Below are 25,787 nucleotides of genomic sequence, written 5' to 3' on the forward strand. Positions count from 1 at the left end.
GGGTTGTTACGCCCCTGGCCGCGCGCACAGGGCGTGGTCGACCAGCTCCGTCATGGCCCCGATCTGCCGTACGGCGGTCCGCTCGTCGCCCGGCCGGCTGTGCACGGCGACGGTGACGGAGGTCCGGCCGTCCGGCGTGGTCCCGGGCCACGCCAGAAAGCCGAAGCCGCTGCCGCTGTGGCCCCAGTAGCCGCCGCCGCAGGTCAGGGGCGTCCAGCCGATGCCCAGCCCGTAGCGCGAGCCCGGCACCTCGCCGGGGGTGTCGGGCACGGCGACCGTACGCAGCATCTCGGCGAGCTGGGCGGGGGCGAGGAGCCTGCCGCCGAGCAGCGCGGAGAAGAAGCGGTTGGTGTCGGCGGTGGTGCTGATCATCGACCCGTCGGCGTCCCCGTCGAAGGGGAGGTAGGCGAGGGTGGTGTCGGTCATGGGGGCGTCGTCCCCCGCCTCGAACTGCTGGTAGTTACGGGCGTGGGGCCGGGGGAGACGAGGATCGTTGCCCGGCGCGAACGTCCGCGTGAGCCGCAACGGCCGCAGAATCCTCTCCCGCACCTCCTGATCCCATTTCTTCCCGCTGACCGCCTCGATCACCATCCCGGCGAGGATGTAGTTGGTGTTGGAGTACTCCCAGCGGGCGCCCGGCTCGAAGACGGGAGGATGCGTCATGGCGAAGGCGACGCGCTGCCGCGAGGTGTACGTGGTCGACCGATGCTTGAGATACCCGGCGGCGCTCAGCTCGGGGACGACGTCGGAGATGTAGTCCGGCAGCCCGCTGGTGTGCTGCAACAACTGCCGCACGGTGACCCGCCGGCCGTCGTTCCCGTTCCCCTCCACCACCCCCGGCAGCCATCGCTCCACCCGGTCCTCCAGCGACAGCCGCCCCTCATCGACGAGTTGGAGGAGGACGGTGGCGACGTAGGTCTTGGTGGTGCTGCCGATCCGGATGTACTCGGCGTGCGGCACCGGCGCGCCGGTCCGGAGATCGCCGACCCCGCTACGGACGGTCCGCGTCCCACGGGGCCGGTCGACCCGCACGGAGACACCGGTCACCCCGGTGTCCCGCAGGGCGTCGGCGTCTCGCTGGAGGGGGTCCGCCGCGGCGTGGGCCGGGGCGAGGGTGGCGAGGAGGGCGAGAGCGAGGGCGACGACGGTGGTCGAGGCGGTGCGACGGCTGTGGCGGGTACGCATGGAGCCACCGTAGAAACGCGGGCCCCCACGAGCCATGAGGCACACCCCCGTATGCCACCGGGGGCTTTCCTCAGCTCGTCGTACGAACCCCACCAGCCTTTATGTGGAGGAGGAGCCCGGCGAGGGGGGCGGGGGTGGTGCGGAGGTGGGTGGCGGGGGTGGTGGATTCGCGGAGGCGTATGTCCCCTGGGGCTGTGGCGATTTCGACACAAGTGTCACCTTCGCCACCGTCGGAGAACGTCGACTTCTGCCAGCGCGGGGTGTGTTTCATCGGTGTCTCACAGCTCCTTCGCCAAACGCTGGATGAAGTCCCGCGACGCCACGGGTTCGAGCGCCGCCTCCTCCACTCTACGAAGGAGTGTTCGGAGCCGTTGCAGCTGCGGTTCCTCATCGACGAAGACGACGCCGGTGGGGGCGTCCCGGAGGACGGTGTCCAGTCGCGGCACTGGTCCGCCGGTGTACATCATCGAGGCACCGGCACCAGCGAAGCCGTCCTGGTCGATGGGGATGACGCGCACGGTGACGTTGCCTTGTTCGATCCGGTCCAGGATCCATCGGAGTTGGGCCACGGAGGTCTGGCGGGTGGCCACTCGGACGCGCAAGGCGAACTCGTGGACGATCGTCTCGTACGGGGTAGGGGTGTTGCCTTCGATGACAGAGCGCCTCTTCAACCGGTACTCGACGCGAGGCGCGAGCTCACTCTCGGGTAGCTCGGGGCGCATGTACCTGAAGACCGCTCGGGCGTAGTCCGGGGTCTGGAGCAGCCCCGGGACGCGGTTGATGACGATCTCGCGCAGATACCTTGCATGGTGCTCCGCCTCCGCCACGTCCAGGTTCACCTGAGGCAGGACGCCCCGGTACCTGGTCCACCAGCCGCGGGCGCGATCGCCTGCCATAGCCGCGAGTGCGTCGATCAACTCCTCGTCGGTGCACGCGTAGTGAGCTGCGAGGCGGCGGATGCGTTCCGCACTCACGGCCGCGATGCCTGCCTCCACCTGACTCATCTGCGTCGAAGTCGAGTTCAGAAACGCCGCTACCTCGCGGGCCTTCAAACCGGCGGCCTCGCGCAACCTGCGCAGCTCCGCTCCCAGGCGCACTTGCCGCGCGGTGGGGTTGCTCCTCGCCGCCATGTACTCCCCAACGTCCTTGTCGGCATGCCACGTTCGGGTGCCAGATTACGGCAGCGGGTTGCAGAGGCCGAAATTAATGCCCTACCGTCAGTGATGCGTCGCACACGCTGCGAGGTCGCCAGCGCTCCGGAAGCGCATAACTCCGTCACGCCCCGACGGCTGAGGCAATGCCACCGGACCGACCCCTGAAGCCCACCCCCGAACGGAGTTCCCCCATGCCCGAAACGGCCGCCGAACCCTGGGAGTACGTCCTCCACATCCCCCACGACCCCCGAGCCGTGACCGTCTCCCGCCGCACCCTCCGTCTGATCCTGAACGCCCACGGCCTGGCCGCCCTCCTCGACCCCGCCGAACTCCTCGCCACGGAACTGATCGCGAACGCCGTACTGCACACCAAGGGCCCGGCGGCCCTACGCGTCCGCTGGTCGAACGGCACGCTCTGGATCGGAGCCTGGGACGCGGACCCCGAACCCCCGGAGCCCCCAGGCCACTTGGCGAAGCTCGACACGGAGACCGGCCGAGGTCTCGCCCTCGTGCGCGCCTCGACGGACATCTGGGGCTGGCAGCCGTCCTCCCGCTTCGGCCATCGCGGCAAATACGTGTGGTGCGAACTGCTGACCGCATAGCTCGTTGAGCATCCCGACAGAAAGGAGAGCCGATGGTCAGCTCGCCGCACGAGGCGCTGCATCAGATCTGCCAGAAGGACACCGAGGGCATGATCCGCAGCTTCAGGAGGCTGTTCCACGTGCCCTTCCCGGAGCCACGCTCGATCTCCGTGGTCAACACGGACCTGACGGAGATCGCTCCGGTGGAGCGCCGGGTGGACAGCCTGGTGCGGGTGGACACCGAGGAGGGCGCCTTCCTGCTGGTCCTGGAATCGCAGGGGGAGAAGGACGACCGGAAGCGCGGCAGCTGGCCGTACTACCTCGCCTACCTCCACGAGAAGTACCGCGTGGAGCCGGTGCTGATCCACTCGTCCTCGGACCGGACAACGTGCCGGTGATCGCGGATGAGGTGGAGGTGGCGCGGGATGTCACTCTCGCGGTGTTTTCGGCGATCACGCATGGTAAAGGCCGGGATGCCGCTGCGATACTGGAACCCCTCGCGGCGGTTCTGCGGACCGTGAACCCGGACACCGCGGCGGTGTTCGCGGAGCTTGTCGAGTCGGGCTTGGTGGACGCCCAGGCGAAGAAGATGTGGAAGGAACTGATGATGCCGGTCAACTACTTCTTCAAGAACCCGGTCGCGGTGAAGCTGCGAGAGGAAGGGCGTGTGGAGGAACGGATCGCGGAGCGGATCGCGAGCGTCCTGCGCACCCTGGACCGTCGGCACATCGACGTACCCGACGCGGTCCGCCGACGCGTACGCGCCTGCACCGACCCTGACATCCTCCAGATCTGGGTGGACCGGGCCTACGACGTCACCGACGCGGCCGAGCTTTTCGAGGAGTGACCAGGGTGTCCCACCGGGAGCGCGGTGGGACGTCAGACCCGTTCCAAGGGGCGGTGCGGCCCGTTCGGGAGTTCCGCCTTGATCGGGTCGCCCGGCCGCACCGCGCCACTCTCCTTCACGATGCTCATGATTCCGGCCCGGAGCACGACGTTCCCGGCCGCGTCGCGGCCGACCACCCGCTTCATCAACCCGGCCTGGAAGTTGTCGATCTGCACGCAGGGGTTGCGCAGGCCGGTCACTTCCAGGACCGCCTCGTCCCCGATGCGCAGCAGCGTGCCCACCGGGAGTCCGAGCAGATCGATGCCGGTGGTGGTGATGTTCTCACCGAGATCCCCGGGTGCCACCGTGAACCCCTCCGCGCCGACCTCCGCGAAGAGTTCTTCATGGATCAGGTGGACCTGGCGCAGGTTCGGCTGGGTGGGGTCCTGCGCGACCCGCGAACGGTGCTTGACCGTCACCCCGGCATGTACATCACCCTCCACCCCGAGCCCGGCGAGCAGCGTGATGCTCTCCCGGTTCGGCTTGGTGAACGAGTACTCGCCGTTGCTGCTGACCGCCGTCACTGTCCCGTACACCCTTGGATCCCCCTCCTCGGCGACTGTCACCAGCCACGACCCTAGCCGCGGTTCGGCGAGGCGCAAGGGCTGGACCGTCCCCGACCCCCGTCCCCGACCCCCGTCCCTGGCCCCCGCGCACGGCGTCACCCGGAGCCGCCCTCCTTCTCCTCCCCCAACCGCTGCCCCTCCACCGGCGGGGCCGCCGGCCGTAGCCACAGCCAGCCCAGGAAGAACAGGCCCAGGGCCAGCATGCCCAGCCCCGTCCACAGGTTGATGTTCACCCCCTCCGCCTTGTCGATCTCCGCGTCGGACGCCGTGATGCCGGCGAGGGTGACGATGACGCCGTAGAGCACGAAGAGGCCGCCGATGATGCGGCGGATGTCGAAGAGGCGGGCGGCGGTCGCGGACTTCCCCTGGAGCTCGGTGACCTCGCGCTGGACGTCACGCTCGGAGTATCCGGAGAAATCGGAGTGATCCGTCATGGTGCTCCTCGGTGCCTAGAACGAGAACGGGATGTAGCACGCCGCCGCCAGGACGATCGCGCCCCAGCCCAGCAGCGCCGGCTTCCGGTACCACGCGTCGTCGCCCGCACCCGGCGGCTCGTCCATCCCGGGGGAGCGCGTCCCGTAGACCAGGCCCTGGAGGTCCGCGTCCGGCTTCGGGGCCGTGAAGAGGGAGACGGCCACCATGACCACGGCGCCCGCCACGAACCCGGCGATCGCGGAGACGAAGTTCGCGCCCTGGTCGGTCGGGATGTCGATGACGTCCTGCTTGTAGAGGACGAAGTAGTTGACCATCGCGGCCGTGGTGCCCGCGAGCAGCCCCCAGAAGCCGGACTTCATCGAGGCCCGCCGCCAGAACATGCCGATGATGAAGACGACGAACATCGGCACGTTGAAGAAGGAGAACAGCGTCTGGAGGTAGCTCATGATGTTGGAGAAGGAGGAGGCCAGGAAGGCCGTGCCGATGGACGCCAGGACACCGATCGCCGTGATCAGGCGGCCGAAGCGCACGTAGTAGCCGTCCTCCCGGTCCCGCACCACGTACTTCGCCCAGATGTCCGTGGTGAAGACCGTGTTGAAGGACGAGACGTTCGCCGCCATGCCCGCCATGAAGGCCGCCAGCAGGCCGGTGACCGCGATGCCGAGGACACCGTTCGGGAGCAGGTCCTCCATCAGGTACGGGATCGCGTCGTTGTACTGGAGGTCGGACTCCGAGGTGCCGATCTGCGGGACCAGGACCGCCGCGACCAGGCCCGGGATCATCACCAGGAAGACGATGAAGATCTTCGGGAAGGCGGCGATGAGCGGGGTGCGCTGGGCCGCCGAGAGGTTCTTCGCGCTCAGCGCGCGCTGGACCTCCGCGAAGTTCGTCGTCCAGTAGCCGAAGGAGAGGACGAAGCCGAGGCCCAGGATGATCGTCAGCCAGTTCGCGCCGAGCGGGTTGTCGCTGCCGATGCCGGTGCCGCCCCACGCCGTGACGAAGTCGGGCCCTCGGCTCTCCGTCAGCGAGTCGGACAGGCCGTCCCAGCCGCCGACCTTCTTCAGCCCCAGCACCGTGATCGGGATCAGGGCCGCCAGGATCACGAAGAACTGGAGCACCTCGTTGTAGATCGCCGAGGAGAGTCCGCCGAGGGTGATGTACGCCAGCACGAAGATGCCGGCCACGACGATCGACACCCACTCCGGCCAGCCCAGCAGCGCCTCCACGACGATGGCGAGGGCGTACAGGTTCACCCCGGCGATCAGGATCGCGGCGAAAGCGAACAGGACCGAACTCAGCAGATGCGCGCCCCGGTCGAAGCGCAGCAGCAGGAACTCGGGGACCGAGCGGACCTTGCTGCCGTAGTAGAACGGCATCATCACCAGGCCGAGGAAGACCATGGCCGGGATGGCGCCGATCCAGTACCAGTGCGTGGTGTAGACGCCGTACTGCGCGCTGTTGGCGGCCATCCCGAGGATCTCGGTGGCGCCCAGGTTGGCCGCGATGAACGCGAGGCCCGTCACCCAGGCCGGCAGTGAGCGCCCGGAGAGGAAGAAGTCCAGGCTCGTCCGCACCGACCGCCGGGCGGCGAACCCGATGCCGAGGACGACGACGAACTAGACGGCCAGGATCGTGTAGTCGAGCCAGTCGACGGGGAGCCGCAGCTCGGCGGCGAGATCGGGGAGACCGGCGGTGCCGGAGGGGTCGGCGAGACCAGCGGGGTCGGCAGGGCCGGAGGTATCCGCGAGATTCTCCATGCGCAGCTCACTTCAGTTTGCATCTGGTGATCTTTGTTTGATTGTGATGGTGACGAACGTCGGAACTTGTGCTTTGATGTGTTTGGTTCTGTTTGATGGGTGGGATGGGGAGTCCGGCGTGAAGAAGACCTCGACCCGGCTGGCCGACGGTCGTGAGCTGATCTACTACGACCTGCGCGACGACACCGTGCGCGACGCGGTGGACAGGCGGCCCCTGGAGCGCACCGTCACCACTTCGGAGGTACGCCGGGACCCGCTGCTCGGCGACTCCGTCGCGATCGCCTCGCACCGGCAGGGCCGCACCTACCACCCCCCGGCGAACGAATGTCCGCTCTGCCCCTCCGAGGGCGACCGGCTGAGCGAGATCCCGGACTCGTCGTACGACGCCGTGGTGTTCGAGAACCGCTTCCCCTCGCTCGCCGGCGACTCCGGCCGCTGCGAGGTCGTCTGCTTCACCTCGGACCACAACGCCTCCTTCGCCGACCTGACCGAGGAGCAGGCTCGCCTCGTCCTGGAGGCCTGGACCGACCGCACGGCGGAGCTGTCCCACCTCCCCTCCGTCGAGCAGGTGTTCTGCTTCGAGAACCGTGGTGCTGAGATAGGCGTGACCCTGGGGCACCCCCACGGGCAGATCTACGCGTACCCCTTCACCACCCCCCGCACCGCGCTGATGCTGCGCTCCCTCGCGGCCCACAAGGACGCCACCGGCGGCGAGAACCTCTTCGACGCCGTCCTGGAGAGTGAACTCGCGGGTGAGCGGGTGGTCCTGGAGACCGAGCACTGGGTCGCCTTCGTGCCCTACGCGGCGCACTGGCCGTACGAGGTGCACCTGTACCCGCGCCGCCGGGTGCCGGACCTCCTCGGCCTCGACGAGGACGCCCGCTCAGAATTCCCCCAGGTTTATCTGGAACTCTTGAGGCGCTTCGACCGGATCTTCGGTGAGGGTGAGCCTCAGACGCCGTACATCGCGGCCTGGCACCAGGCCCCGTTCGGCACGCTGGAGGAGTTCGAGGGTGTCCAGCGCGAGGACTTCGCGTTGCATCTGGAGCTCTTCACCATTCGCCGCACCCCCGGCAAGCTGAAGTTTCTCGCGGGTTCCGAATCCGGCATGAACGTGTTCATCAACGACGTGCCGCCGGAGCGCGCGGCCGAGCGACTGCGAGAGGTAGCGAGTTCATGAGCGGTAAGTACCTGGTCACCGGTGGCGCGGGGTATGTCGGCAGCGTGGTCGCCCAGCATCTGCTGGAGGCGGGCCACGAGGTCGTCGTCCTCGACAACCTCTCGACCGGCTTCCGCGAGGGCGTGCCCGCCGGCGTGTCCTTCATCGAGGGCGACATCCGCGACGCCGGCAAGTGGCTCGACGGCTCCTTCGACGCTGTCCTGCACTTCGCCGCGTTCTCGCAGGTCGGCGAGTCCGTCGTGAAGCCCGAGAAGTACTGGGACAACAACGTCGGCGGCACCATGGCGCTGCTCGCCGCGATGCGCGAGGCGGGCGTCCGCAAGCTGGTGTTCTCCTCCACGGCCGCCACCTACGGCGAGCCGGAGACCACCCCCATCGTGGAGTCCGCGCCGACGAGGCCGACCAGCCCGTACGGCGCCTCCAAGCTCGCCGTCGACCACATGATCACCGGTGAGGCCGCCGCCCACGGCCTGGGCGCCGTCTCGCTGCGCTACTTCAACGTCGCCGGGGCGTACGGCACCTGCGGTGAGCGCCACGACCCCGAGTCGCACCTCATCCCGCTGGTGCTCCAGGTCGCGCAGGGCAGGCGGGACGCGATCTCCGTCTACGGCGACGACTACCCGACCCCCGACGGCACCTGCGTCCGCGACTACATCCACGTCGCCGACCTCGCCGACGCCCACCTGCTGGCGCTGGACGCCGCGCGGCCGGGCGAGCACCTCATCTGCAACCTGGGCAACGGCAACGGCTTCTCGGTGCGCGAAGTGATCGAGACCGTCCGCCAGGTCACCGGCCACCCGATCCCCGAGGTCGTCGCCCCGCGCCGGGCCGGCGACCCCGCCACCCTGGTCGCCTCCGCCGCCACGGCCCGCGAGCGGCTCGGCTGGAACCCGTCGCGCGCGGACCTCGCGGAGATCGTGGCGGACGCGTGGCGCTTCACGCAGGAGCGGGCGCAGTAAGGCGCGACAGCGCGCAGTGCAGCGAATGAGCGCGCAGTAGGGCGAAGTAGGGCGCGGCACGTCCCGGAGCGCGGGGCGCCCGCGCGTCGAAGGGGCGCGGATGCGCGCCCGTTCGCGCCCAGTAGTGTGCCGGCTCGGCCAGTTCATCGGCCGAGCCGGTTCGTCGGTCGAGTACGGAAAGGTCAGGGCAGGGGATGAGCGAGGCTGTCGTCGTCGCCGAGCGGTTCGAGGAGCTCTACGGGGCGGCGCCGGAGGGAGTGTGGGCCGCGCCGGGCCGGGTGAACCTCATCGGCGAGCACACCGACTACAACGACGGCTTCGTCATGCCCTTCGCCCTCCCGCACACCACGGTCGCCGCCGTCTCCCGGCGCACGGACGGCGTCCTGCGCCTGCACTCCGACGACGTCGAGGGCGGCGTGGTCGAGCTGTCCCTCGACGCGCTGACCCCGGAGGCCGACCGCGCCTGGACGGCGTACCCGTCGGGCGTGGTCTGGTCCCTGCGCGAGGCGGGCCACACGGCGGTGACCGGCGCGGACATCCATCTGACCTCCACGGTCCCGACGGGTGCCGGCCTCTCCTCCTCGGCGGCCCTGGAAGTGGTCGTGGCCCTCGCCCTCAACGACCTCTACGACCTGGGCCTCAAGGGCTGGCAGCTGGCCCGCCTGTGCCAGCGCGCGGAGAACGTCTACGTCGGCGCCCCGACCGGGATCATGGACCAGACGGCCTCCGCCTGCTGCGAGACCGGCCACGCCCTGTTCCTCGACACCCGGGACCTGTCCCAGCGGCAGATCCCCTTCGACCTGGCCGCCGAAGGCATGCAGCTCCTGGTCGTCGACACCCAGGTCAAGCACTCCCACAGCGAGGGCGAGTACGGCAAGCGCCGCGCCGGCTGCGAGAAGGGCGCCGCCCTGCTCGGCGTCGACGCGCTGCGCGACGTCGCCTACGACGAGCTGGACGCGGCCCTCGACCGCCTCGGCGACGACGAGGAGGTCCGCCGCCTGGTCCGTCACGTGGTCACCGAGGACCAGCGCGTGGAGCGCGTGGTCTCCCTCCTGAAGTCGGGTGAGACCCGCGCGATCGGCCCCGTCCTGGTCGAGGGCCACGCCTCCCTCCGCGACGACTTCCGTATCTCCTGCCCCGAGCTGGACCTCGTCGTCGACACCGCCCTCGCCGCCGGCGCCCTCGGTGCCCGGATGACCGGCGGCGGCTTCGGCGGCTCCGCGATCGTCCTCGTCGACGCCACCGACGCGGACGCGGTCACCAAGGCGGTGGAAGAGGCCTTCGCCGACGCCGCCTTCACGGCCCCCCGCGTCTTCGTGGCGGTCCCCTCGGCCGGAGCCCGCCGGGTCTCCTGACCCAGGCCCCTAGCCGAGCCGTTTGGTCAGGGTGTACTCGGTGATCCCCGGCGGATAGTCGGGGATCACGCACACCACCTCATAACCCAGGCGCTTGTAGAACTCCGGCGCCTGGAAGTCCCAGGTCTCCAACCGGACCGACCGGCAGGCGCGTTCGCGGGCGGCCAGGTGTTCGGCCCGGGAGAGGATGCGCGTGCCCAGGCCCGCCCCCCGGTGGCGTTCGTCGACCCAGAGGTGGACGACGTGCAGCCAGCCGGCCCAGGTGTGACCGACCAGGCCCCCGGCCAGTTCGCCCGCCTCGTCCAGGGCCCACACATGCAGCGGGACCTCCCGCGCGTTGGGGGTTCCGCGCAGGTCGCGCAGGACCGGCGACGCGGCGGTGTTGCTGGCGCGCAGCCGCGAAAGCAGCAATTGGCTTCGTTCCCTGTCGACTTCTGTCTCCATACGAAACATGCGGCACACGATAAACGCGCTGGACAACCAGTTCTGCAAATGAGCTTCCGCTTCTGCCCCCCGGCCTTACTCTGATGAACAGCGCCGGTGGGGGCCGGTGCTGATCAGGGGGCGACACAGTCGGGTACGACGCCCGGAGTGGGGGTAGCGGTTCAGCACGGCGGCGGCCGTGCGGCTGCGACGCCCCGTCCCAGGTGTAAACCGGGGCACGCTCCGAGCGTCGTACTCGCGCCGGTCGTCCCCCGACCAGTGGGGGTTTCAGTGGTTCGCATCCGAGTCCTGGTCGTCGACGACCACCGTATCTTCGCCGAGTCGCTCGCGGCGGCGCTGGCCGCCGAGCCGGACGTCGACGTGTCCGCGGCCGGCAGCAGCCCCGCCGCGCTGCGCTGTCTGGACCGCGCGGCGGCGGAAGGGCGCAAGTTCGACGTGCTCCTGGTCGACGCCGACCTGGGGTGCCATGCCCATGTCCCCGGTGCACGCCCGGCCGCCGTGCCCGTCCCGGAGGGCGGCGAGGACGGCCTCGTGGACGGCATATCGCTCGTCGCGGGCGTCCGCTCGGGACAGCCGAGCGTACGGACCGTCGTGCTCGCCGAGAAGGACGATCCGCGCCGGGCCGCGCTGGCCCTCCAGGCGGGCGCGTCCGGCTGGGTCGCCAAGGACTGCTCACTGTCCCGGCTGCTCACCGTCATCCGGGGCGTGCTGCGCGACGAGACGCATCTGCCGCCTGCGCTGCTCACGGGCGTCCTGCGGGAGTTGACCGCCGCGCGCAAGCACCGCACGGAGAGTGAGCGGCTCGTGGAGTCCCTCACCCCGCGCGAGCGGGAAGTGCTCCGGTGCATGGTGGCGGGGCTGGGGCGCAAGGCCGTCGCCGAGCGCCTGTTCCTCTCCCCGCACACCGTCCGCACGCATATGCAGAACGTCCTCGGAAAGCTGGGCGTGCACAGCACCCTCGCCGCGGTCGCCCTCGCGCGCCGGGCCGGGGTCGGGCCCGTGGACCTAGCCGGGGATGTTGTCGAACGGGGCGGTCAACTGGCGTAGCAGGCCCGCCAGTTCGCCGCGCTGGGTGCGGGACAGTTCGGCCAGGATCGCGCGTTCCTGGTCGAGCAGCCCGGCGAGCGCCTGGTCCGCCCGGTCCCGGCCCTCGTCCGTGAGCCGGACGAGCACGCCCCGGCGGTCACTGGGGTCGGGCAGCCGTTCGACCAGGCCCTTCTTCGTGAGCCGGTCGATGCGGTTGGTCATCGTGCCCGACGTCACCAGTGTCTGGGTCAGCAGCTGACCGGGCGAGAGCTGGTACGGGTTCCCGGCCCGCCGCAGCGCCGTCAGCACGTCGAACTCCCACGGCTCCAGCTGGTGCTCGGCGAACGCCAGCCGGCGCGCGCGATCCAGGTGCCGGGCCAGTCTGCTCACCCGGCTCAGTACTTCCAGCGGCTCCACGTCGAGGTCGGGGCGCTCCCGGCGCCACGCTGCGACCAGCCGATCGACCTCGTCCTCCATGGCGATCAGTGTAGTGGTTGTGTCGATGTGAAGTCTCTTGAGGTCAAGATGATTAGAGTCAAGTGTCTTGACTTCAAGATAAGTGCCGTCGAGAGTGGGGCCATGAATCCCCTTACCCCCACCTGGGACCCCCAGCAGTACCTGCGGCACGCCGGCCACCGCGCACGCGCCTTCGTGGACCTGCTCGCCCACATCCCCGACCCGCCCGCCACACACCCCCGCGTCGCCGACCTCGGCTGCGGCCCCGGCAACGTCACCCGGCTCCTCGCCGACCGCTGGCCCACCGCGCGCATCACCGGGTACGACAACTCGCCCGAGATGCTCGACCGGGCCCGGGCCGACCACGAGGGGCCCACCCCGGGCGGCGGCGGCATCGACTTCGCCGCGGCGGACGTCCGCACGTGGGCGCCCCCGGAGCCGTACGACCTGATCGTCAGCAACGCCACGTTCCAATGGGTGCCCGGACATCTCGACCGCTTCCCCGCCTGGATCGACGCGCTCGCCCCCGGCGGCACCTTCGCCTTCCAGGTCCCCGGCAACTTCGACTCGCCCAGCCATCGCCTCATGCGCGAACTGGCGCACTCCGCCCGCTGGAAGGACCGCCTCGGCGCCACCCTCCGCCACGACGACGCGGTCCACGCCCCCGTCGACTACCACGCCGCCCTCGCCGACCTCGGCTGCGAGGTCGACGCGTGGGAGACGACGTACGTCCACCTCCTCCAGGGCGAGGACCCGGTGCTCGACTGGGTCAAGGGCACAGGGCTACGCCCGATCCTCACCGAGCTGGGCCCGGACGCGGCCCCCTTCGTCGCCGAGTACCGCACGGCCCTGCGCGAGGCGTACCCGCCCACGACCCACGGCACCCCGTTCCCGTTCCGCCGCATCTTCACCATCGCCCACAAACCGACCACGACCGGGTGATCACCGCCGTCGACGCGCTCGCCGTACGGGGAGGGTGCTGGTTCGCGTCGGGGGACGTGTTGCTGCACCTGGGGGTGGAGGTGGGCTTCCGGTAGGGCGTTGTCATGGTGCGGGGCGGTGGGGCTTCTCGCGCAGTTCCCCGCGCCCCTGACGGGGCGCGGAAACGGGCCCCGCTGCCCACCGGATCGTTCGAAATTCCGTGGGTGAAACGGAGTTTTGTATTCCGTGCCGGTCGCTGCTCTGGGGCCTCTGGCGTGGGTGTGGCTGATATTGTTCTTTGGCTTTCCTTTGTTGAGGATATATTCTCAGTTCACTTTTTGATGTCTCCCGCCGGCAGTTCGGGGAAGCGGGAGTTCGTGCTGTGACCAGGGGGGATCTGGGCCAGTGAGCACTTGCTGAGCCACTCGGCGCGCTTGACGGGGTTTGTGACGCGCGCCACATAGGCTTTTTGTCGTCCGGTCGGGATTTCGTTCCGCGTATCGCCGCGCGGATTCCCCGGTCGGCCGATTTCCGCTGCGCCGAATCATTCATTTCTTGATTGTCGACCACGTATCGCGTATATGACCGCGCCCGCGCGCACCCCATGCCTGACCGCCAGGGGGTGCGGGCGCGATGCCGCCCGCGCCCGGGCGGGTCACCAGGGGGAAAAACATATGAAGATCGCGTTCCTGATCAACAACGCCTTCGGCATCGGAGGCACCATCCGCTCGACCGCCAACCTGTCCGCCGCGTTCGCCGACCGGCACGACGTGGAAGTCGTCAGCGTCCACCGTTCCCGCGACGAACCGGCCCTCCCGTTCGACCCGCGCGTCCGTCTGACCTCGCTGATCGACCTGCGGGACGGCAGCCCCGGATACGAGGGCGATCACCCGCTGACCAGGCGGCCCGGCACGATGTTCCCGTACACCGGGGCCACCGGGAATCTGCCCTACACCGGCCTCCAGGACGAACGCATCGGCGGCTTTCTCGCCGACACCCAGGCCGACGTCGTCATCGCCACCCGCCCCGACCTCAACGGCTACCTCGCCCGCGACGGCCGGCGCCACTACCTGCGGGTCGGCCAGGAACACCTCAGCCTCGACCAGTACCGCGAACCGCTGCGGAGCGACCAGAACCGGGCCATCGGCGGACTCGACGCCTACGTCACCGTCTCCGAGGCCGACGCCGCCCAGTACCGCGCCGCCCTGCCCGACGTCCGCACCACCATCGTGTGCGTCCCCAACGGGGTCCAGGCCCCCGCCGTCCAACGCTCCACCCTCGACTCCCGGGTCATCGTCGCCGCCGGCCGGCTCATCCCCATCAAGCGGTACGACCGGCTGGTGAACGCCTTCGCCAAGGTCGCCGCCGACCACCCCGGCTGGACCCTGCGGATCTACGGACGCGGCCCGCAGAAGGAGAACCTGCGCGAGCTGATCGACCGGCTCGGGCTACACGACCGGGCGTTCCTCATGGGGGCGGTCTCCCCGATCGAGACCGAATGGGCCAAGGGCGCCGTCGCCGCCGTCTCCTCCGACATGGAGTCCTTCGGCATGACCATCGTCGAGGCCATGCACTGCGGCGTCCCGGTCGTCGCCACGGACTGCCCGCACGGTCCCGGCGAGATCATCACCCATGGCGAGGACGGCATCCTCGTCCCGCTCGACGGAGACGTCGACGCCTACGCCGACGCGCTGAACCGCGTCGTCACCGACGAGGCCCTGCGCGCACGGCTCGGCAAGGCGGCCCTCACGAAGGCCGAGACCTACGCCCCGGCCGTCATCGCCCACCGCTACGAGACCCTCTTCGAGGAGCTCGCCGGCTCCCGGCGCCGCCGATGGGGCGGCGCCGCCCGGCTGAAACGACTCGCCGCCCTTGCTGTCCGGCCCCGCCCCACCAAGGCCGCCCCCGCCGCCGAGGCCGACGGGAGCGCTCCCACGCCCGGCGCACACGTCCGCGCCACCGGCAACGGCGGCCTCACCGTCCTCCTCGACCCGGCCGAGCTGCCGTCCGGGCCCCTCGACTTCATCGCCCGACTGCGCCGCGACCCCGGCAAACGGCAGGTCAGGGTGCCGGTGCTGCCGAGTGCCGACGCGCCGGACACCGTGGCGCGGGCGACCCTGCACCCCGCCGAGCACACCCTCGCCGAGGGCCGCTGGGACTGCTACGTCGCGCCGCGCGGCACCGACAAGCGGGTGCGGCTGGGCGCACGGCTGGTGGAACAGGCCGCGCTGGTCGGACGGGCCCCGCGGGTCGACGAACGGGGGGTCGGGGCGTGGATCCCGTACCCGACCGTCGACGGGTTCCTCGCCCTGCGGACATGGCTGCGGCCCGCGCACGCGGAGATCGACGCGGTCGAGGTGGGGGAGGGTGCGGTGACCGTGGCCGGAACGGTTCTGGGGGGCGCCGAGTCCCTGGCCGCCGGTGTCGGGGAGGGGGCCGTGGTGCGTGTGGTGTCCCGGGCCGACAGCGCCTACGACTTCACGGTGGCCGCGTGGGCTGTGGGGGAGCGGGGGTTCCGGTTCACCGTTCCGTACGCCGAGCTCATGGCTCGGCGGAGCGTCGAGCACGATCTGTGGGATCTGCGGCTGGGGGAGGTGCCGGTCGGCCGCATCGGGGGTGATGTGGTGGAGCGGCGGAAGACGGATCTGGTGCCTGGGCAGGTGTTCGAGCATGGTGAGCGGGGGGTGACGCGGGTGCGGCCCTACTTCACCGTGAACAACGAACTGGCGCTCAGTGCGAAGGATGTGGACGGGGGCGCCTAATGGGGTGGGGGTGCCTGTTTCGTGTGCGGGTGCGGGTGCGTGGGGGTTGCTCGCGCAGTTCCCCGCGCCCCTAAAAGACCAGGCCCCTGCGGGCCTGAAAAGCACGGGGCGCAGCCCCTGCTTTTCAGGGGCGCGGGGAACTGCGCGAGAAGCCCCACTCACCCGCACCCGACACCGCGCCGCAACCCCCCACGCACCCCCCGGCTCAAAACTTCCGGTGGCCGATCAGGCGGGGCTTCTGGTTGAGCCCGTCCAGCCCGTGCCACGCCAGGTTCACCAGATGCGCCGCCACCTCCGCCTTCTTCGGCCGGCGGACATCCAGCCACCACTGACCGGTCAGGGCGACCATGCCGACCAGCGCCTGCGCGTACAGCGGCGCGAGCTTCGGGTCGAAGCCGCGGCTCTTGAACTCGCGGCCGAGAATGTCCTCCACCTGCGTGGCGATGTCGGAGATGAGGGACGCGAAGGAACCCGTGGACTGCGGGATCGGCGAGTCGCGGACCAGGATGCGGAAACCGTCCGTGTACTCCTCGATGAAGTCCAGCAGCGCGAACGCGGCCTGTTCCAGCAGCTCACGCGGGTGCCCGGCCGTCAGCGAACTGGTCACCATGTCCAGCAGCCGGCTCATCTCACGGTCCACCACCACCGCGTACAGCCCCTCCTTGCCGCCGAAGTGCTCGTACACCACCGGCTTGGACACCCCGGCCTTCGCCGCGATCTCCTCCACCGACGTGGCCTCGAAGCCCTTGGCGGCGAAGAGGGCGCGCCCGACCTCCAGCAGCTGCGCCCGGCGCTCGGCGCCCGTCATCCGGGTGCGGCGAACACGCCGCGGCTTGTCATTGCTCGGGGTGCTGCTGGAGTCGGTCGCCACGGCGTCAATCATGCCGCCTCGGCGGGCGCCTTCCGGGCTTCGGAGCCGTCCTCACCCGTCTTACGCCTGGAATCGATACGCGAGCGTGACGGCCAGCGGACGTCGTACGCCCAGCCGAACACCTCGAACCACCGGATCAGCCGAGCGGAGGAGTCCAGCTGGCCGCGCTCCACCCCGTGCCGGGCGGAGGTGGGGTCGGCGTGGTGGAGGTTGTGCCAGGACTCGCCGCAGGAGAGGACCGCCAGCCACCAGACGTTGCCGGAGCGGTCGCGGGACTTGAAGGGGCGCTTGCCGACCGCGTGGCAGATCGAGTTGATCGACCAGGTCACGTGGTGCAGCAGGGCCACCCGGACGAGGGAGCCCCAGAAGAACGCGGTGAACGCGCCCCACCAGGACATCGTCACCAGGCCGCCGATCAGGGGCGGGAGGGCGAGGGAGAGCATCGTCCAGTAGATGAACTGGCGGGAGATCGCGCGCAGCGCCGGGTCCTTGATCAGGTCCGGTGCGTACTTCTCCTGCGAGGTCTGCTCCTCGTCGAACATCCAGCCGATGTGCGCCCACCACAGGCCCTTCAGCAGCGCGGGGAGCGTCTCGCCGAACCGCCACGGCGAGTGCGGGTCGCCCTCGGCGTCGGAGAACTTGTGGTGCTTGCGGTGGTCGGCCACCCAGCGCACCAGCGGGCCCTCGACCGCCATCGAACCGGCGATGGCCAGCGCGATCTTCAGCGGACGCTTGGCCTTGAACGAACCGTGCGTGAAGTGCCGGTGGAAACCGATCGTGATGCCGTGGCAGCCGAGGTAGTAGAAGAACACCAGCAGGCCGAGATCCAGCCAGCTCACGCCCCAGCCCCAGGCCAGCGGCACCGCCGCGAGGAGCGCCAGGAACGGGACGGTGATGAAGAGGAGCAGGGTGATCTGCTCGATCGAACGCTTCTGCTCGCCGCCCAGTGTGGCCGACGGCGTGGGGGAGTCGGTCGCGGAGCCTGGAGAACCTGTCGCATTCGGCGCGTCTTCGATCACATCGGACCTTGAGCTCATGGGGCGTCCCCTGGGGGGTCGAGGGTGGAGAGAGGGGGAGGTGCCTACGGCAACAGCGTGCGGGGGATACCTGACGGCTTTCCCTACGGTTCCGTAACCTACGGCATCGTAAGTATGGCAGCGCGGTGCCGGGCGGCAAGAGCCCACTGTCTGCGCGTCCAGGTGTAACGGGCGAGCTCGATGGACAGGTGGCACTCAGTGCCGCAAAAGTGGCACCTGTCGCCGGGGGCGCCCAGGTGGACGCCTATCCTGGACTCGTTCGGACAGCGCGGTCCGCTCTGAATCCTGCCCGGCCGCCGGGCCACACACCGCGGCCCAGACCGCCGGGCCCCCACCCGGGTTCCCCTCAGCCGAGCTTCAACACTGCAAGGAGCCGCACCTGTGAGCAGTGCCGACGACCAGACCACCACGGTCAGCAGCGAGCTGCGCGCCGACATCCGGCGCCTGGGTGACCTACTGGGCGAGACCCTCGTACGACAGGAGGGCCCCGAACTCCTGGAGCTCGTCGAGCGCGTCCGCCGCCTGACCCGCGAGGACGGTGAAGCCGCCGCCGACCTGCTGCGCGGCACCGAACTGGAGACCGCGGCCAAGCTGGTCCGCGCCTTCTCCACCTACTTCCACCTGGCCAACGTCACCGAACAGGTGCACCGAGGCCGCGAGCTGAGGGCACGCCGTGCCGCCGAGGGCGGTCTCCTCGCCCGTACCGCCGATCGCCTGAAGGACGCCGACCCCGAGCACCTGCGCGAGACGGTCGCCAACCTCAACGTCCGCCCCGTCTTCACCGCCCACCCCACCGAGGCCGCGCGCCGGTCCGTCCTCAACAAGCTCCGGCGCATCGCCGCGCTGCTGGAGACCCCGGTCATCGAGTCCGACCGCCGCCGCTACGACATCCGGCTGGCCGAGAACATCGACCTGGTGTGGCAGACGGACGAACTCCGCGTCGTCCGCCCCGAGCCCGCCGACGAGGCCCGCAACGCCATCTACTACCTGGACGAGCTGCACGCGGGCGCCGTCGGCGACGTCCTGGAGGACCTCACCGCCGAGCTGGAGCGCGTCGGCGTGACCATCCCCGACGCCACCCGCCCCCTCACCTTCGGCACCTGGATCGGCGGCGACCGCGACGGCAACCCCAACGTCACCCCCCAGGTGACCTGGGACGTCCTCATCCTCCAGCACGAACACGGCATCAACGACGCCCTCGACCTCATCGACGAGCTGCGCGGCTTCCTCTCCAACTCCATCCGCTACACGGGCGCCACCGAGGAACTCCTCACCTCGCTCCAGGCCGACCTCGAAGCGCTGCCCGAGATCAGCCCCCGCTACAAGCGCCTCAACGCCGAGGAGCCCTACCGGCTCAAGGCCACCTGCATCCGGCAGAAGCTGGAGAACACCAAGCAGCGCCTCGCCAAGGGCACCCCGCACGAGGACGGCCGCGACTACCTCGGCACCGCCGAACTGCTGCGCGACCTCACCCTCATCCAGACCTCCCTGCGCGAGCACCGCGGCGGCCTCTTCGCCGACGGCCGCATGAACCGCACCATCCGCACCCTCTCCGCCTTCGGCCTCCAGCTCGCCACCATGGACGTCCGCGAACACGCCGACGCCCACCACCACGCCCTCGGCCAGCTCTTCGACCGCCTCGGCGAGGAGTCCTGGCGGTACGAGGACATGCCCCGCGAGTACCGCCACAAGCTCCTCGCCCGAGAGCTGCGGTCGAGGAGGCCGCTGGCCCCCACGCCCGCGCCACTGGACGCCGCCGGCGCCAAGACCCTCGGCGTGTTCGAGACCGTCAAGAAGGCCCTCGCCGTCTTCGGCCCCGAGGTCATCGAGTCGTACATCATCTCGATGTGCCAGGGCGCCGACGACGTCTTCGCCGCCACCGTCCTCGCCCGCGAGGCCGGGCTCATCGACCTCCACGCCGGCTGGGCCAAGATCGGCATCGTCCCGCTGCTGGAGACGACCGACGAACTCAAGGCCGCCGACACGATTCTGGAGGAGATGCTCGCCGACCCGTCCTACCGGCGGCTCGTCGCCCTGCGCGGCGACGTCCAGGAGGTCATGCTCGGCTACTCCGACTCCTCGAAGTTCGGCGGCATCACCACCTCGCAGTGGGAGATCCACCGCGCCCAGCGCCGGCTGCGCGACGTCGCGCACCGCTACGGCGTACGCCTCAGGCTCTTCCACGGCCGCGGCGGCACCGTCGGCCGCGGCGGCGGCCCCTCCCACGACGCGATCCTCGCGCAGCCCTGGGGCACGCTGGAGGGCGAGATCAAGGTGACCGAGCAGGGCGAGGTCATCTCCGACAAGTACCTCGTCCCCTCCCTGGCCAGGGAGAACCTGGAACTGACGGTCGCCGCCACCCTCCAGGCCTCCGCCCTGCACACCGCTCCCCGCCAGTCCGAGGACGCCCTCGCCCGCTGGGACGCCGCGATGGACGTCGTCTCCGACGCCGCCCACGCCGCCTACCGCAAGCTCGTCGAAGACCCCGACCTGCCGACGTACTTCCTCGCCTCCACGCCGGTCGACCAGCTCGCCGACCTGCACCTCGGCTCGCGGCCCTCCCGCCGCCCCGGCTCGGGCGTCTCGCTCGACGGCCTGCGCGCCATCCCCTGGGTCTTCGGCTGGACCCAGTCACGGCAGATCGTGCCCGGCTGGTTCGGCGTCGGCTCCGGACTGAAGGCGCTGCGCGAAGCCGGCCTGGACACCGTGCTCGACGAGATGCACGAGCAGTGGCACTTCTTCCGCAACTTCCTCTCCAACGTCGAGATGACGCTGGCCAAGACGGACCTGCGGATCGCCCAGCACTACGTCGACACCCTCGTCCCCGACGAGCTCAAGCACGTCTTCGACACCATCCGCGCCGAACACGAGCTGACCGTCCGCGAGGTGCTCCGCGTCACCGGCGAGGGCCGGCTGCTCGACGCCAACCCCGTCCTGCAGCAGACCTTCTCCATCCGCGACGCCTATCTCGACCCGATCTCGTACCTCCAGGTCGCGCTGCTCAAGCGCCAGCGGGACGCTGCCGCTGCGGGGGAGGCCGCCGACCCCTTGCTGGCGCGGGCGTTGCTGCTCACGGTCAACGGGGTCGCGGCGGGTCTGCGCAACACGGGCTGACTTCGTGGGCTTCGATGGCGGCTGACGGCCCGGTGGGGCTTCTCGCGCAGTTCCCCGCGCCCCTGAAAGACCAGGCCCTGCGGGCCTGAAAAACCACGGCCCTGCGGGCCTGGAAAACCACGGCCCTGCGGGCCTGGAAAGCGGCGGGGCTGCGGGCCTGAAAAGCACGGGGCGCAGCCCCTGCTTTTCAGGGGCGCGGGGAACTGCGCGAGAAGCCCCACCGGCCGTCAGCCGAATGCTCGCCGCAAAGTCACAGCGCGACCCACGCCGCCGTGATCAGCGCCACACCCAACCCGCCCAACACCCACGCCGACCGCACCATCCGCAACCCCCCGGCCACCACCACCGCGGCGAGCAACAGCGCGCCGCCCAACGGCACCCACGCGTGCAGCAGACCCGCAGGCCCGGTCCGTACGACATCGCTGCTGCCCGGCTTCACGACCACCGTGTACGTCGCACCCGTCTCCACCGCCACCGACCGCTCGATGTCGACCCGCTCCCGGGCCCGCGACCCCGTCGACACCGGCTCGTACGGCCCCCAGCAGGTCTCATCGGCGCACCGGGACACCGTCATCGTGCCCTGCTCGCGCCCCTTGCTCAGCATCACGTGCTGCGCGCAGCCCCAGGAACCCCACACCCCGGCGATCAGGAGCACCACCGCGATCGCGCCCATGGCCACCAGCCGCCCGTACCGCAGCGCGGCCGACGCACCACCACCGCTCGGGCGCGCACGGCGCCGCGAACGGTGAGCGGGGGCTTTGCTGTCAGGCATGGCGGGGATCATTGGCCATGGCACTGCGGTCGGTCAACCCTCGGGGGCCGACGCGCAATGACGGACGAACCGGGACATGTACGGAGAACAGCTCAGGAGTTGTACGTCCCCTGCGCCCGCTCCAACCCCTCGATCACCAGGCACTCCACCGCGTCCGCCGCCCGGTCCACGAAGTAGTCCAACTCCTTGCGCTCCGTGGCGGAAAAGTCCTTCAGCACGAAGTCCGCGACCTGCATCCGGCCCGGCGGACGACCGATCCCGAACCGCACCCGGTGGTAGTCCGACCCCATCGCCTTCGTCATCGACTTCAACCCGTTGTGACCGTTGTCACCACCACCGAGCTTCAGCCGCAGCGCGCCGTAGTCGATGTCCAACTCGTCATGGATCGCCACGATGTTCGCCACCGGCACCTTGTAGAAGTCCCGCAACGCGGTCACCGGCCCGCCCGAGAGGTTCATGTACGACATCGGCTTGGCCAGGATCACCCGACGGTTCGCCGGACCCGGCGGCCCGATCCGCCCCTCGACCACCTGCGCCTGCGCCTTCCCGGCCCGCTTGAACCTCCCCCCGATCCGCTCGGCCAGCAGATCGGCCACCATGAACCCCACGTTGTGCCGGTTCGCCGCGTACTCGGGCCCGGGATTGCCGAGTCCGGCGATGAGCCAGGGGGCACTCGGATCGGTCGTCACGTGCATGTCTCCTTGATACGCGGGCGGATGCTCGGACACGCGCCAGCCGCCGCCCCCCGGAGGGAAGCAGCGGCTGACGAACCGATGACGGAGCCGGGGCTCAGGCCTCCGCGGCCTCGTCGCCCTCGGCGGCCTCCTCCGACGGCTCCTCCGCCTGCGCGGCCAGAACCTGGAGCACGACGGCGTCGCCGTCGACGGCCAGCGTGGTGCCCTTCGGCAGGGTGATGTCCTTCGCGAGGACGGACGCGCCGGCCGCCAGGCCCTCGACGGAGACCGTCACGGACTCGGGGATGTGCGTGGCCTCGGCCTCGACCGGCAGCGCGTTGAGCACGTGCTCCAGCAGGTTGCCACCCGCCGCCAGCTCACCCTCGGTGTGCACGGGGATCTCGACGTTGACCTTCTCGCCCCGCGTGACCAGCTGCAGGTCGACGTGCTCCAGGAAGCCCTTGATCGGGTCACGCTGCACGGACTTCGGGATCGCCAGCTCGTTGGACTTGCCGTCGATGTCCAGGGAGATCAGGACGTTCGGCGTACGCAGCGCGAGCAGCAGCTCGTGGCCCGGAAGCGTCAGGTGGATCGGGTCGGAACCGTGACCGTAGAGAACACCGGGAACCTTGGCGTCACGGCGGATACGGCGGGCGGCACCCTTGCCGAACTCGGTACGCGTCGACGCGCTGAGCTTCACCTCGGACATGATCACTCCTCGTAGAGAACTGGGGAAACGTGGTCACCCGGCCAAACCATCGGCCTGCTACGAAGAGCGCGTCGATAACGGACCGCCGTACCCACAGGTACGGCCTCCCTCGCCGAGCAACTGTGACAGCTTACGCAGCGGGAAGGCCGTACAAGAAATCGATCTAGACCAGGACTCTCACTGCTCGTCGAACAGGCTCGTCACCGAACCGTCCTCGAACACCTCACGCACCGCGCTCGCGATCGTCGGCGCGATCGACAGCACCGTGATCTTGTCCAGCTCCAGCTCGCTCGGCGTCGGCAGCGAGTTGGTGAACACGAACTCACTCACCTTCGAGTTCTTCAGGCGGTCGGCCGCCGGACCCGACAGCACACCGTGCGTCGCCGTCACGATGACGTCCTCCGCACCGTGCGCGAACAGCGCGTCCGCCGCCGCACAGATGGTGCCACCGGTGTCGATCATGTCGTCCACCAGGACACACACCCGGCCCTTGACCTCACCCACGACCTCGTGGACGGTCACCTGGTTCGCCACGTCCTTGTCACGCCGCTTGTGCACGATCGCGAGCGGCGCACCGAGGCGGTCGCACCAACGGTCCGCCACCCGCACCCGACCCGCGTCCGGAGACACGACCGTCAGCTTGTTCCGGTCCACCTTCGCGCCCACATAGTCCGCGAGCAGCGGCAGCGCGAACAGATGGTCGACGGGGCCGTCGAAGAAACCCTGGATCTGGTCCGTGTGCAGATCCACGGCCAGGATCCGGTCCGCACCCGCCGTCTTCATCAGATCCGCGACCAGGCGCGCCGAGATCGGTTCACGACCACGGTGCTTCTTGTCCTGCCGCGCGTAACCGTAGAACGGCACGATGACGGTGATCGAGCGGGCCGACGCACGCTTCAGCGCGTCGATCATGATCAACTGCTCCATGACCCACTTGTTGATCGGAGCCGTGTGGCTCTGGATCAGGAAGCAGTCCGCACCACGTGCCGACTCCTCGTAGCGGACATAGATCTCACCATTGGCGAAGTCGAAGGCCTTCGTCGGGACGACCCCGACACCCAACTGCTGGGCGATCTCCTCGGCAAGCTCGGGGTGGGCGCGGCCGGAGAAGAACATCATCTTCTTCTCGCCGGTCGTCTTGATCCCGGTCACAGCACTGTCTCCTCAGAGGTTCTCAGCCGGGCAGGCGGAAATCGCTGGCTCAGCTGGGGTGCGGGTGTGCACTTATCACGGTACGACGTCCTTGGCGCACCTGTTTCCAGTCAGCCTTCGCTCTCGCCCTCCCGAGAAGCCGCGTCGGCCGCCTTCGCCGACGCGCTCCCCGGACGCTTCCGTGCCACCCAACCCTCGATATTCCGCTGCTGGCCACGGGCCACGGCCAACGAACCGGGCGGCACATCCTTCGTGATGACGGACCCGGCGGCAGTGTACGCACCGTCCCCGACCGTGACAGGAGCCACAAACATGTTGTCCGAGCCCGTCTTGCAGTGCGAGCCGACGGTCGTGTGGTGCTTGTTCTCACCGTCGTAGTTCACGAACACGCTCGCCGCGCCGATGTTCGAGTACTCGCCGATCGTCGCGTCACCGACGTAGGAGAGATGCGGGACCTTCGTCCCCTCCCCGATGGTGGCGTTCTTGGTCTCGACGTACGTGCCGATCTTCGACTTCAGCCCGAGCCGCGTGCCGGGACGCAGATACGCGTACGGCCCGACCGTCGCCTGCGGCCCGACCTCCGCGCCGTCCGCCACGGTGTTGTCGACGCGCGCGCCGGCCCCGACCGTCGTGTCCTTCAGCCGGCTGTTCGGCCCGACCTCCGCGCCCTCGGCGAGATGCGTGGCGCCGAGGAGCTGGGTGCCCGGGTGGACGACGGCGTCCTGCTCGAACGTCACGGTGACGTCGACCCAGGTGGTCGCGGGGTCGATCACCGTCACCCCGGCGAGCATGGCCTCGGTGAGCAGCCGGTCGTTCAGGATGCGGCGGGCCTCGGAGAGCTGCACACGGTTGTTGATCCCGGCGATCTCCCGGTGGTCACCGGCCACCGACGCGCCGACCCGGTGGCCCGCCTCCCGCAGGATCCCGAGCACGTCCGTCAGGTACTCCTCGCCCTGGCTGTTGTCGGTCCTGACCTTCCCCAGGGCGTCCGCGAGCAGCTGGCCGTCGAACGCGAACACCCCGGAGTTGATCTCACGGATCGCGCGCTGCGACTCGGTGGCGTCCTTGTGCTCCACGATGGCCGTGACGGCACCGGAGGCGCCGTCCCGCACGATGCGGCCGTAGCCGGTGGCGTCCGGGACCTCGGCGGTCAGCACGGTCACGGCGTTGCCGTCGGCGGAGTGGGTGGCGGCGAGCGCCTGGAGGGTGGCGCCGGTGAGCAGCGGGGTGTCGCCGCAGACGACGACCACGGTGCCGTCGACGACGCCGCCCAGCTCCTCCAGGCCCATCCGTACGGCGTGCCCCGTGCCGTTCTGCTCCGCCTGGACCGCCGTGCGGACGCCGGGGTCGATCTCGGCGAGGTGCGCGGTGACCTGCTCGCGGGCGTGCCCCACGACGACGACCAGGTTCTCGGGCTCCAACTCGCGCGCGGCGGCGAGGACGTGGCCCACGAGGGAGCGGCCACTGATGCTGTGCAGAACCTTGGGTGTGGCCGACTTCATACGGGTGCCCTCACCCGCTGCGAGTACGACGACGGCTGCCGGGCGGGTTGCGCTCACGGGGATGCCCTTCGGCTGTGGGTGCGGTGGGGGTTGACATCCGCAGGATACCGGGGCGTTGTGAGGGGGAAATGTGAGCGGGTCCTGACCGTGGTGCTTGAGTCAGGACCCGAACTTGGCTTGGCTCCCCCGCCAGGACTCGAACCCGGACATATGGCACCAAAAGCCACAGTGCTGCCAATTACACCACAGGGGATCACTCGCGACTAAACCGGACATTTGGTCAGGCTGT

24 protein-coding genes, 1 tRNA gene and 1 pseudogene are annotated in these 25,787 nt (G+C 69.8%); 10 read left to right on the forward strand and 16 right to left on the reverse strand.

Annotated features, from left to right (window positions below):
• Positions 1-6 precede the first annotated feature (6 nt).
• From PUR53_RS03705 to PUR53_RS03715, 3 genes are all read right to left on the reverse strand, one after another.
• The gene (locus tag PUR53_RS03705; RefSeq protein WP_329907376.1) at positions 7-1,185 is read right to left on the reverse strand and encodes a serine hydrolase domain-containing protein; all 1,179 of its coding nucleotides are present in this window, start codon (positions 1,183-1,185) and stop codon (positions 7-9) included.
• Positions 1,186-1,255: 70 nt separating this feature from the next.
• Positions 1,256-1,576, reverse strand: coding sequence for a DUF397 domain-containing protein (locus PUR53_RS03710; RefSeq protein WP_329907377.1), 321 nt, complete (start codon positions 1,574-1,576; stop codon positions 1,256-1,258).
• On the reverse strand, positions 1,464-2,315 hold the full coding sequence (locus tag PUR53_RS03715; RefSeq protein WP_329907378.1) for a helix-turn-helix domain-containing protein: 852 nt from the start codon (positions 2,313-2,315) through the stop codon (positions 1,464-1,466). Before PUR53_RS03715 ends, PUR53_RS03710 begins: the two co-directional genes overlap by 113 nt.
• A 215-nt stretch (positions 2,316-2,530) precedes the next feature.
• On the opposite strand from PUR53_RS03715, the gene PUR53_RS03720 reads away from it, so the two are divergent.
• The 3 genes from PUR53_RS03720 (at position 2,531) to PUR53_RS03730 (ending at position 3,767) form a co-directional block, all read left to right on the forward strand.
• Positions 2,531-2,941 carry an ATP-binding protein gene (locus PUR53_RS03720; protein ID WP_329895443.1) on the forward strand — a complete coding sequence of 137 codons (411 nt, stop codon included), beginning with the start codon at positions 2,531-2,533 and terminating at the stop codon, positions 2,939-2,941.
• Between the two features lie 32 nt (positions 2,942-2,973).
• Positions 2,974-3,318 carry a hypothetical protein gene (locus tag PUR53_RS03725; protein ID WP_329895444.1) on the forward strand — a complete coding sequence of 115 codons (345 nt, stop codon included), beginning with the start codon at positions 2,974-2,976 and terminating at the stop codon, positions 3,316-3,318.
• A 119-nt stretch (positions 3,319-3,437) separates the two neighbouring features.
• Positions 3,438-3,767, forward strand: coding sequence for a hypothetical protein (locus tag PUR53_RS03730; RefSeq protein WP_329907379.1), 330 nt, complete (start codon positions 3,438-3,440; stop codon positions 3,765-3,767).
• A 32-nt stretch (positions 3,768-3,799) separates the two neighbouring features.
• On the opposite strand, the gene PUR53_RS03735 is transcribed toward PUR53_RS03730, so the two are convergent.
• From PUR53_RS03735 to PUR53_RS03745, 3 genes and pseudogenes are all read right to left on the reverse strand, one after another.
• Positions 3,800-4,342, reverse strand: a complete 543-nt coding sequence (locus PUR53_RS03735) for an MOSC domain-containing protein (protein ID WP_329895446.1) — start codon at positions 4,340-4,342, stop codon at positions 3,800-3,802.
• Between the two features lie 125 nt (positions 4,343-4,467).
• Positions 4,468-4,806 carry a hypothetical protein gene (locus PUR53_RS03740; protein WP_329895447.1) on the reverse strand — a complete coding sequence of 113 codons (339 nt, stop codon included), beginning with the start codon at positions 4,804-4,806 and terminating at the stop codon, positions 4,468-4,470.
• A gap of 15 nt (positions 4,807-4,821) precedes the next feature.
• Positions 4,822-6,564, reverse strand: a pseudogene (locus tag PUR53_RS03745) (sodium:solute symporter family protein).
• Positions 6,565-6,682: 118 nt separating this feature from the next.
• On the opposite strand from PUR53_RS03745, the gene galT reads away from it, so the two are divergent.
• The 3 genes from galT to galK all read left to right on the forward strand — a co-directional run bounded on the left by galT (position 6,683) and on the right by galK (position 10,058).
• Positions 6,683-7,744 carry a galactose-1-phosphate uridylyltransferase gene (gene galT, locus PUR53_RS03750; protein ID WP_329907380.1) on the forward strand — a complete coding sequence of 354 codons (1,062 nt, stop codon included), beginning with the start codon at positions 6,683-6,685 and terminating at the stop codon, positions 7,742-7,744.
• Positions 7,741-8,703 carry a UDP-glucose 4-epimerase GalE gene (gene galE, locus PUR53_RS03755; protein WP_239755073.1) on the forward strand — a complete coding sequence of 321 codons (963 nt, stop codon included), beginning with the start codon at positions 7,741-7,743 and terminating at the stop codon, positions 8,701-8,703. The genes galT and galE overlap by 4 nt, the downstream gene beginning before the upstream one ends.
• A gap of 194 nt (positions 8,704-8,897) precedes the next feature.
• On the forward strand, positions 8,898-10,058 hold the full coding sequence (galK, locus tag PUR53_RS03760) for a galactokinase (protein WP_329907381.1): 1,161 nt from the start codon (positions 8,898-8,900) through the stop codon (positions 10,056-10,058).
• 9 nt (positions 10,059-10,067) lie between these two features.
• On the opposite strand, the gene PUR53_RS03765 is transcribed toward galK, so the two are convergent.
• Positions 10,068-10,511 (reverse strand): GNAT family N-acetyltransferase, encoded by a 444-nt coding sequence (locus PUR53_RS03765; protein WP_329895452.1) that lies wholly within the window; start codon positions 10,509-10,511, stop codon positions 10,068-10,070.
• 261 nt (positions 10,512-10,772) lie between these two features.
• Here PUR53_RS03765 and PUR53_RS03770 point away from each other — a divergent pair, with 261 nt between their 5' ends.
• Complete coding sequence (locus tag PUR53_RS03770; RefSeq protein ID WP_329907382.1) at positions 10,773-11,549, forward strand: response regulator transcription factor; 777 nt, start codon at positions 10,773-10,775, stop codon at positions 11,547-11,549.
• Here PUR53_RS03770 and PUR53_RS03775 read toward each other — a convergent pair.
• Positions 11,508-12,005, reverse strand: coding sequence for a MarR family winged helix-turn-helix transcriptional regulator (locus PUR53_RS03775; protein ID WP_329895454.1), 498 nt, complete (start codon positions 12,003-12,005; stop codon positions 11,508-11,510). The genes PUR53_RS03770 and PUR53_RS03775 overlap by 42 nt on opposite strands.
• A 102-nt stretch (positions 12,006-12,107) precedes the next feature.
• Between PUR53_RS03775 and PUR53_RS03780 the strand changes: the two genes are divergently transcribed.
• On the forward strand, positions 12,108-12,926 hold the full coding sequence (locus tag PUR53_RS03780) for a trans-aconitate 2-methyltransferase (protein WP_329907383.1): 819 nt from the start codon (positions 12,108-12,110) through the stop codon (positions 12,924-12,926).
• A 653-nt stretch (positions 12,927-13,579) separates the two neighbouring features.
• Positions 13,580-15,667, forward strand: a complete 2,088-nt coding sequence (locus PUR53_RS03785) for a glycosyltransferase family 4 protein (protein ID WP_329907384.1) — start codon at positions 13,580-13,582, stop codon at positions 15,665-15,667.
• A gap of 205 nt (positions 15,668-15,872) precedes the next feature.
• On the opposite strand, the gene PUR53_RS03790 is transcribed toward PUR53_RS03785, so the two are convergent.
• Together PUR53_RS03790 and PUR53_RS03795 are read right to left on the reverse strand one after the other, a co-directional pair.
• Positions 15,873-16,550, reverse strand: coding sequence for a TetR/AcrR family transcriptional regulator (locus tag PUR53_RS03790; RefSeq protein WP_045556264.1), 678 nt, complete (start codon positions 16,548-16,550; stop codon positions 15,873-15,875).
• A complete protein-coding gene (locus PUR53_RS03795; RefSeq protein WP_329895458.1) occupies positions 16,547-17,575 on the reverse strand; it encodes an acyl-CoA desaturase in 1,029 nt (342 codons plus the stop codon). The genes PUR53_RS03790 and PUR53_RS03795 overlap by 4 nt, the downstream gene beginning before the upstream one ends.
• Positions 17,576-17,956: 381 nt before the next feature.
• Between PUR53_RS03795 and ppc the strand changes: the two genes are divergently transcribed.
• Positions 17,957-20,689 carry a phosphoenolpyruvate carboxylase gene (ppc, locus tag PUR53_RS03800; RefSeq protein WP_329895459.1) on the forward strand — a complete coding sequence of 911 codons (2,733 nt, stop codon included), beginning with the start codon at positions 17,957-17,959 and terminating at the stop codon, positions 20,687-20,689.
• A 250-nt stretch (positions 20,690-20,939) separates the two neighbouring features.
• On the opposite strand, the gene PUR53_RS03805 is transcribed toward ppc, so the two are convergent.
• The 6 genes from PUR53_RS03805 to PUR53_RS03830 form a co-directional block, all read right to left on the reverse strand.
• Positions 20,940-21,473, reverse strand: coding sequence for a hypothetical protein (locus PUR53_RS03805; protein ID WP_329895460.1), 534 nt, complete (start codon positions 21,471-21,473; stop codon positions 20,940-20,942).
• Between the two features lie 80 nt (positions 21,474-21,553).
• A complete protein-coding gene (pth, locus tag PUR53_RS03810; RefSeq protein WP_329895461.1) occupies positions 21,554-22,156 on the reverse strand; it encodes an aminoacyl-tRNA hydrolase in 603 nt (200 codons plus the stop codon).
• 94 nt (positions 22,157-22,250) lie between these two features.
• Positions 22,251-22,844: a 50S ribosomal protein L25/general stress protein Ctc gene (locus PUR53_RS03815; protein WP_329895462.1), complete on the reverse strand. Its 594-nt coding sequence runs from the start codon at positions 22,842-22,844 to the stop codon at positions 22,251-22,253.
• Positions 22,845-23,021: 177 nt separating this feature from the next.
• Positions 23,022-23,996 (reverse strand): ribose-phosphate diphosphokinase, encoded by a 975-nt coding sequence (locus PUR53_RS03820; RefSeq protein ID WP_239755057.1) that lies wholly within the window; start codon positions 23,994-23,996, stop codon positions 23,022-23,024.
• Positions 23,997-24,106: 110 nt separating this feature from the next.
• On the reverse strand, positions 24,107-25,555 hold the full coding sequence (gene glmU / locus PUR53_RS03825) for a bifunctional UDP-N-acetylglucosamine diphosphorylase/glucosamine-1-phosphate N-acetyltransferase GlmU (protein ID WP_329907385.1): 1,449 nt from the start codon (positions 25,553-25,555) through the stop codon (positions 24,107-24,109).
• 121 nt (positions 25,556-25,676) lie between these two features.
• Positions 25,677-25,751, reverse strand: a tRNA-Gln gene (locus PUR53_RS03830).
• Positions 25,752-25,787: the final 36 nt, after the last annotated feature.

Origin of the sequence: Streptomyces sp. SP18BB07, assembly GCF_036322545.1 — a bacterium.
GTDB classification, from domain to species: Bacteria; Actinomycetota; Actinomycetes; order Streptomycetales; family Streptomycetaceae; genus Streptomyces; species Streptomyces deccanensis.